Here is a 6,482-nt window from a genome sequence, read left to right as displayed (position 1 = left end):
CGCCTCGCCACCGACGTGCTGTACGCCCGGCTCGCCGACCTCGGCTACGAATACGGGCCGGCCTTCCAGGGCGTACGGGCCGCCTGGCGCGACCAGGACGCGGTCTACACCGAGGTCGCCCTCCGCGAGGAAGAGGCCGGAGGCGCCGCGGGCTTCGCGATCCACCCGGCCCTGTTCGATGCCGCCCTGCACGGCGGCCTCGACTGGCTCGACGCCGGTGACGGATCCGCACGCCTGCCGTTCTCCTGGTCGGGGGTGAACCTCCCCGAAGCGGGTGCGGCAGCCGGAGCGGGAGCGGCTTCGGCACGGGTGCGGATCAGCTCCGTCGGAGAGTCCGCGCTGCGCGTCGACCTGGCCACCGAGCACGGCGAACCCATCGCCGGCATCGCGCAGTTGTCGTTCCGCACCGTCGAGCGCTCGCAGCTGAAGCCGGCCCGCGCAGACCAGCGCGACGCCCTGTTCCAGCTCGACTGGGTGCCGGTCATCCCGGCCGACCGGTCCGGGAAGGGGCCCATCAGCGTCGTCACCCTCGGGCCGATGCACCACACCGACATCGACGAGCTCGAACGGGCAGTGGCCGAAGGGGCCGTGGTCCCCGAGCTGGTCGTCGCTGCGATCCAGGCCCCGGCCGACCGGACGGCCGCGGCCGTCCACACCGTCGCCCGGGAGACGCTGGCCCTGATCCAGCGCTGGCTGGAAGCCGACATGCTGGAGGCCGCCCGGCTCGTGGTCGTCACCCACCGCGGTGTCGCGGTGGGCGACGAGGCCGTGGACCTGGCACAGGCCCCCGTGTGGGGGCTCGTACGCAGTGCACAGTCCGAGCACCCGGACCGGTTCGTCCTCGCCGATGTCGACGGCAACGGCGACGGCGATGTGGACGGCGGGACGCCGGACTGGGCCGCCCTGGCCGATCTGGCCGAACCGCAGCTCGCGGTCCGCTCCGGCCGGGTCCTCGCACCGCGCCTGGTACGGGCCGCCGCCGGGGCCGAGGTTCCCGGCGAGTCGCCCCGCCCCTGGAACCCGGACGGCACGGTCCTGATCACCGGCGGCACGGGCGGTCTGGGCGCGGTGTTCGCCGAGCACTTCGCGCGTGAGTACGGGGCGAAGCACCTGCTGTTGGTGAGCCGGCGCGGCACGGCCGCCGAGGGCGTGCCGGAGCTGGTGGCCGGGCTCGAGGCGCTGGGCGCGCAGGTACGGGTGGCGGCGTGCGACGTCGCCGACCGGGACCAGCTGGCGCAGCTCCTCGGCTCGCTGGAGCGGCCGTTGACGGCCGTGGTGCATGCCGCGGGCGTCCTGGACGACGGCCTGGTCGCGTCGATGACTGCGCAGCAGCTGGAGCGGGTACTGCGTCCGAAGCTCGACGCCGCCCTGCACCTGGACGAGCTGACGGCGGACGCGGACCTGTCCGCCTTCGTCCTCTTCTCCTCGATCACCGCCCTGATCGGCACACCCGGCCAGGCCAACTACGCCGCCGCGAACGCCTTCCTGGACGCCCTCGCCGCCCGGCGACGGGCCGAGGGCCTGCCCGCGATCTCCCTGGCATGGGGTCTGTGGGCCGAGTCCGCGGGCATGGGCGGCGAACTGGACGACACCGACCGTGCCCGGCTGGCGCGCATCGGCGTACAGCCCCTGACCACTGCATTGGGCCTTCAACTCTTCGACTCCTCACGGCAGTTCGGGACCGCCTTGCTCGCCCCGGCACTCCTCGACCTCCGGGGCCTGAAGGCGAAGGGACGCGCCGACGCACTGCCGGTGCTGCTGCGCGCCCTCGCCCCCGTACCGACGCGCCGCACCGAGGCCACGAGCATCACCCTCGCCCAGCGTTTCTCGGCCGTTCCGGCGGCCGAGCGGTCGCGGACCGTCCTCGAACTCGTGCAGCAGCAGGTGGCCGCCGTGCTCGGGCACTCCTCGCCCGGCAGCGTCAGCCCGTCGCGCGCCTTCAAGGACCTCGGCTTCGATTCGCTCTCCGCGGTCGAACTGCGCAACCGGCTGACCAGGGCCAGCGGCGTACGGCTGGCCCCGACCATGGTCTTCGACCACCCGACCACGGCCTCCGTCGCCGAGCTGCTGCTGTCGGAACTCGGCGGCGCCGAGCTCGCGGAGCCCTCCGCCGAAGAGCGGCTCGACCAGCAGATCGACGAGCTCGAAACGATGGTCACCACCCTGGAGGGCGCCGAGAAGGCCCACGTGGCCGGACGGCTGCGCCTCCTCCTCAGCACGATCACAGACAACGGCACGCAACGGACCAGTGACCGGATCGATGCGGCCAGCACCATGGACGAGGTCTTGGAGCTGCTCGACGCCGAATTCGGCGAGGCCTGACCCATGCCCGAGACCACGACGTACCGAACAGGACACGGCGGATGACCACTGAAGTGAACGACGTCCAGCAGCAAGAGAAGCTCGTTCGCTACGTGAAGCGGCTGGCCACCGACCTCGACACGACCCGTGCGAGGCTCAAGGACTACGAGGACCGCGCGCACGAGCCACTGGCCATCGTGGGGATGAGCTGCCGCTACCCCGGCGGCGTCACCTCCCCGGACGAGCTGTGGCAGCTCGTCGCCGAGGGCCGCACAGGCACCTCCTCCGAATTCCCGGCGGACCGCGGCTGGGACCTCGACAACCTCTTCGACCCCGACCCCGACCACGCCGGCACGTCCTACTCCCGCGGCGGCGGATTCGTGGACCGGGCAGCCGAGTTCGACGCCGAGTTCTTCGGTGTCAGCCCGCGCGAGGCCATGGTCATGGACCCGCAGCAGCGACTGCTGCTGGAGTCGGCTTGGGAGGCCTTCGAGGACGCGGGCCTGGACATCACCGCCCTGCGGGGCAGCGACACCGGCGTGTTCTGCGGAGTGATGTACCAGGACTACGGATTCGTCGCCGGAACCAGCGACCGGCGGCCCGAGGTCGAGGGCTACCTGTCGATCGCCTCCGCGGGCAGCGTCGCCTCCGGGCGCATCAGCTACACCTTCGGCTTCACCGGCCCCGCCGTCACCGTGGACACGGCCTGCTCGTCCTCGCTCGTCGCCGTCCACCTGGCGTCGCAGGCCCTGCGTTCGCGGGAGTGCTCGCTGGCGCTGGTCGGCGGTGTCACCGTGCTGGCGCGCCCCAGCGTCTTCGTCGAGTTCAGCCGCCAGCGCGGAGTCTCGCCGGACGGGCGCTGCAAGGCGTACGCCGACGCGGCCGACGGCGTCGGCTGGGCCGAAGGCGCCGGACTGCTCGTGGTGGAGCGGCTGTCCGACGCACGCCGCAACGGCCACAAGGTCCTGGCCGTGATCCGCGGCAGCGCGGTCAACCAGGACGGTGCGAGCAACGGCCTGACGGCACCGAACGGGCCTTCGCAGGAGCGGGTGATCCGCCAGGCGCTCGCGGACGCGGGCCTGCGCGCCGCCGACGTCGACGCCGTCGAGGGCCACGGCACCGGAACGCCGCTCGGCGACCCGATCGAGGCCAAGGCGCTCCTCGCGACCTTCGGGCGCGAGCGCGAGAACGGCCCGCTGCGGCTGGGTTCCATCAAGTCCAACATCGGGCACACCCAGGCCGCCGCGGGCGTGGCCGGTGTGATCAAGATGGTCAAGGCCATGCAGAACGAGCTGCTGCCGAGGACCCTGCACGTCGACGCCCCCTCGACCAACGTCGACTGGACGGCCGGCGAGGTCACGCTGCTGACCGAGGCACAGCCCTGGCTGCCCGGAGAGCGGCTGCGCCGCGCGGGCGTGTCCTCCTTCGGCGTCGGCGGCACCAACGCGCACGTGATCCTCGAAGAAGCACCTGCCGAGACCCCCGCCGAGCTCGCTGAGACCCCGGCCGTCGCCCCCGCTGCGACGCCCGCCGCCCCGGGCACGCCCGGCACCGCGGCCACGGCCCCCCAGGCCGTCCCCGTCCTGCTGTCCGCGACCAGCGACACGGCGCTGCGCGCCCAGGCGGACCGCCTGCGCGCGCTGATGATCGCCCGGCCCGAGCTGTCCGTCCTCGACCTCGGCTTCTCGTCGTCCACGACGCGGGCCCAGCTGGACAAGCGCGCGGCCGTCGTCGCCACCGACCGCGGCGCACTCCTGTCGGGACTCAAGGCGCTCTCCGCCGCCGAGCCCGCCGCACACGTGGTGGAAGGCCGGGTCACCGGCGACCGCGCGGTCTTCGTCTTCCCCGGGCAGGGCGCCCAGTGGGAGCAGATGGCGGTCGACCTCCTGGACTCCTCGCCCGTCTTCGCCGCCGAGATCGCCGCGTGCGGCAAGGCACTCTCCGCGCACGTGGACTGGCAGCTGGAGGACGTGCTGCGCGGTGTGCCCGGCGCACCGTCACTGGAGCGCGTCGACGTGGTCCAGCCCGCCCTGTTCTCGGTGATGGTGTCGCTGGCCGCGCTCTGGCAGTCGTACGGAGTCGTCCCGGAAGCGGTCCTCGGACACTCCCAGGGAGAGATCGCCGCCGCCTACGTGGCCGGCGGACTGTCGCTGGACGACGCCGCCCGCGTCGTCGCGCTGCGCAGCCGCGCCATCCGCGAGCGCCTGGCGGGCAAGGGCGGCATGGCATCGGTGGCGCTGCCGGTCGACCGCGTCGAGGAACTGATCGCACCGTACGGCGGACGCATATCCGTCGCGGCCGTCAACGGACCGTCCGCCGCCGTCGTCTCCGGCGAGCCGGAGGCACTCGACGAGCTGGCCGCCGCCTGCGAGCAGGCAGAGGTCCGGATGACGCGCGTGTCCGTGGACTACGCCTCCCACTCGGCGCAGGTCGCCACGATCGAGGCCGAACTCCTCGAACTGCTCGGCCCCATCGCGCCGCGCTCCGGCCGCATCCCGTTCTACTCGACGCTGCGCAACGAGTTCGTCGACACGTCCGAACTCGGCGCCTCCTACTGGTACCAGAACCTGCGCGGCCAGGTCCGCTTCGAGTCCGGTGTCCGTGCCCTGCTCGACAACGGCATGAACTGCTTCATCGAAGCATCCCCGCATCCCGTACTGAGGGTGCCGGTGGAGGAGACGATCCAGGCCCTGGACGCCGCCGACCGCGCCACCGTGCTCGGATCGCTGCGCCGCGGCGAAGGCGGGTTCGAACGCTTCGCCCGGTCGCTGTCCGAGGCCCACGCGGCCGGCACCGCGGTCGACTGGGAGGCCTTCTACGCCGACAGCGGGGCGGGCCGCGTCCAGCTGCCGACGTACGCCTTCCAGCGCCGGCACTACTGGATGGTGCCGGGCACGGCCGGTGACCCGGCCGCTGCCGGGCTGGCCCGCTTCGACCACCCGGTGCTGGCCGCCGTGGTGCAGGTGGGCGACCGCGACGAGTCCCTGTTCACCGGACGCGTGTCGCAGGACTCCCAGCCCTGGACGCAGGACCACGCCGTCTTCGGCACCGTGATCCTGCCCGGCGCCGCCCTCGTCGAGCTCGCTCTGACGGCCGGGGCCGAAGCCGGCTGCCCGGTCGTGGAGGAGCTGGTGCTCCAGGCGCCGCTGATCCTGCCCGAGGACGGTGCGCGTCAGGTGCAGGTGACCGTGGGCGCGGCCGACGGTGACGGCCGTCGTGAGGTCGCGGTGTACTCCCGGCCCGAGGAGGCCGGGGAAGCGGCCGTCTGCCACGCCCGCGGCTGGCTCACGGACCAGGCGGAGCCGGCCCGGCCGTTCGGTGCGCAGTGGCCGCCGGCCGGTGCCCAGGCGGTGCCGGTCGACACGCTCTACCCGCGCGTCGCGGTCGCCGGTTACGAGTACGGGCCGGTGTTCCAGGGGCTGCGTGCGGCCTGGCGTGCGGGTGGTGACCTCTTCGTGGAGGTGGCGCTGCCCGAGGGCGCCGGCGGTGACGGGTTCGGTCTGCATCCGGCCCTGTTCGACGCGGTGCTGCACGGTGCGCTGGTGGAGAAGGACCTGGCCGCCGGTGTGGACCTGCCGTTCTCCTGGTCGGGGGTCCGGCTGGGCCACGGCGCGGGAGCTGGTGTCGGGTCGCGGGTGAGGGCCCGTATCGGCCGGTCCGAGGACTCGGCGCTGCGCATCGACGTGGTCGACGAGCGCGGGGCGCTGGTCGTGGCCGTGGACGCGCTGACGGTGCGGCCGGTCGACCAGGCGCAGCTGGCGGGCGACCGGTCCGGCGGGCAGAACGCGCTCTTCCGGCTGGACTGGACTGCGCTGACGGACGGTTCGGCGGCGTCGCCGGTATCGGTGTCGGTGGCGGTGCTGGGTGGGTGCCCGGTACCGGGTGAGCGTTTTGCGGACCTCGCGGCGTTGGAGCTGGCCGTGGCCGAGGGTGCGACCGCGCCGGAGGTCGTGGCGGTCGCGGTCGAGTCGCCGTCGGGTTCCGGGGTGGCGTCGGCTGCGCGGGCGTTGACGGCGGGCACGCTGGATCTGCTTCAGCGGTGGCTGGCCAGTGAGGTGCTGGGCGGGGCACGGCTCGTGGTGGTGACGAGCAACGCGGTTGCTGTGGGGGAGCAGGCGCCGGATCTGGTGCAGGCTCCGGTGTGGGGTCTGGTGCGCAGTGCGCAGTCGGAGAACCCGGGC

The 6,482-nt window shown here is 73.3% G+C and carries 2 protein-coding genes; both read left to right on the top strand.

Annotated elements, in window-relative coordinates; genetic code table 11:
• Positions 1–2,322, top strand: a 2,322-nt coding sequence (locus IO30_RS0128765) for an SDR family oxidoreductase (protein ID WP_037895410.1), incomplete at its 5' end; no start/stop codon positions are given.
• A 41-nt stretch (positions 2,323–2,363) separates the two neighbouring features.
• Positions 2,364–6,482: type I polyketide synthase (locus IO30_RS0128760; protein WP_031147703.1), on the top strand; the 4,119-nt coding region annotated here is incomplete at its 3' end.

The organism is Streptomyces xanthophaeus, from assembly GCF_000725805.1.
Classification (GTDB): domain Bacteria; phylum Actinomycetota; class Actinomycetes; order Streptomycetales; family Streptomycetaceae; genus Streptomyces; species Streptomyces xanthophaeus.
The sequence above is the reverse complement of the archived record's forward strand: the minus strand, read 5'-3'. Positions and strand labels throughout refer to the sequence as shown.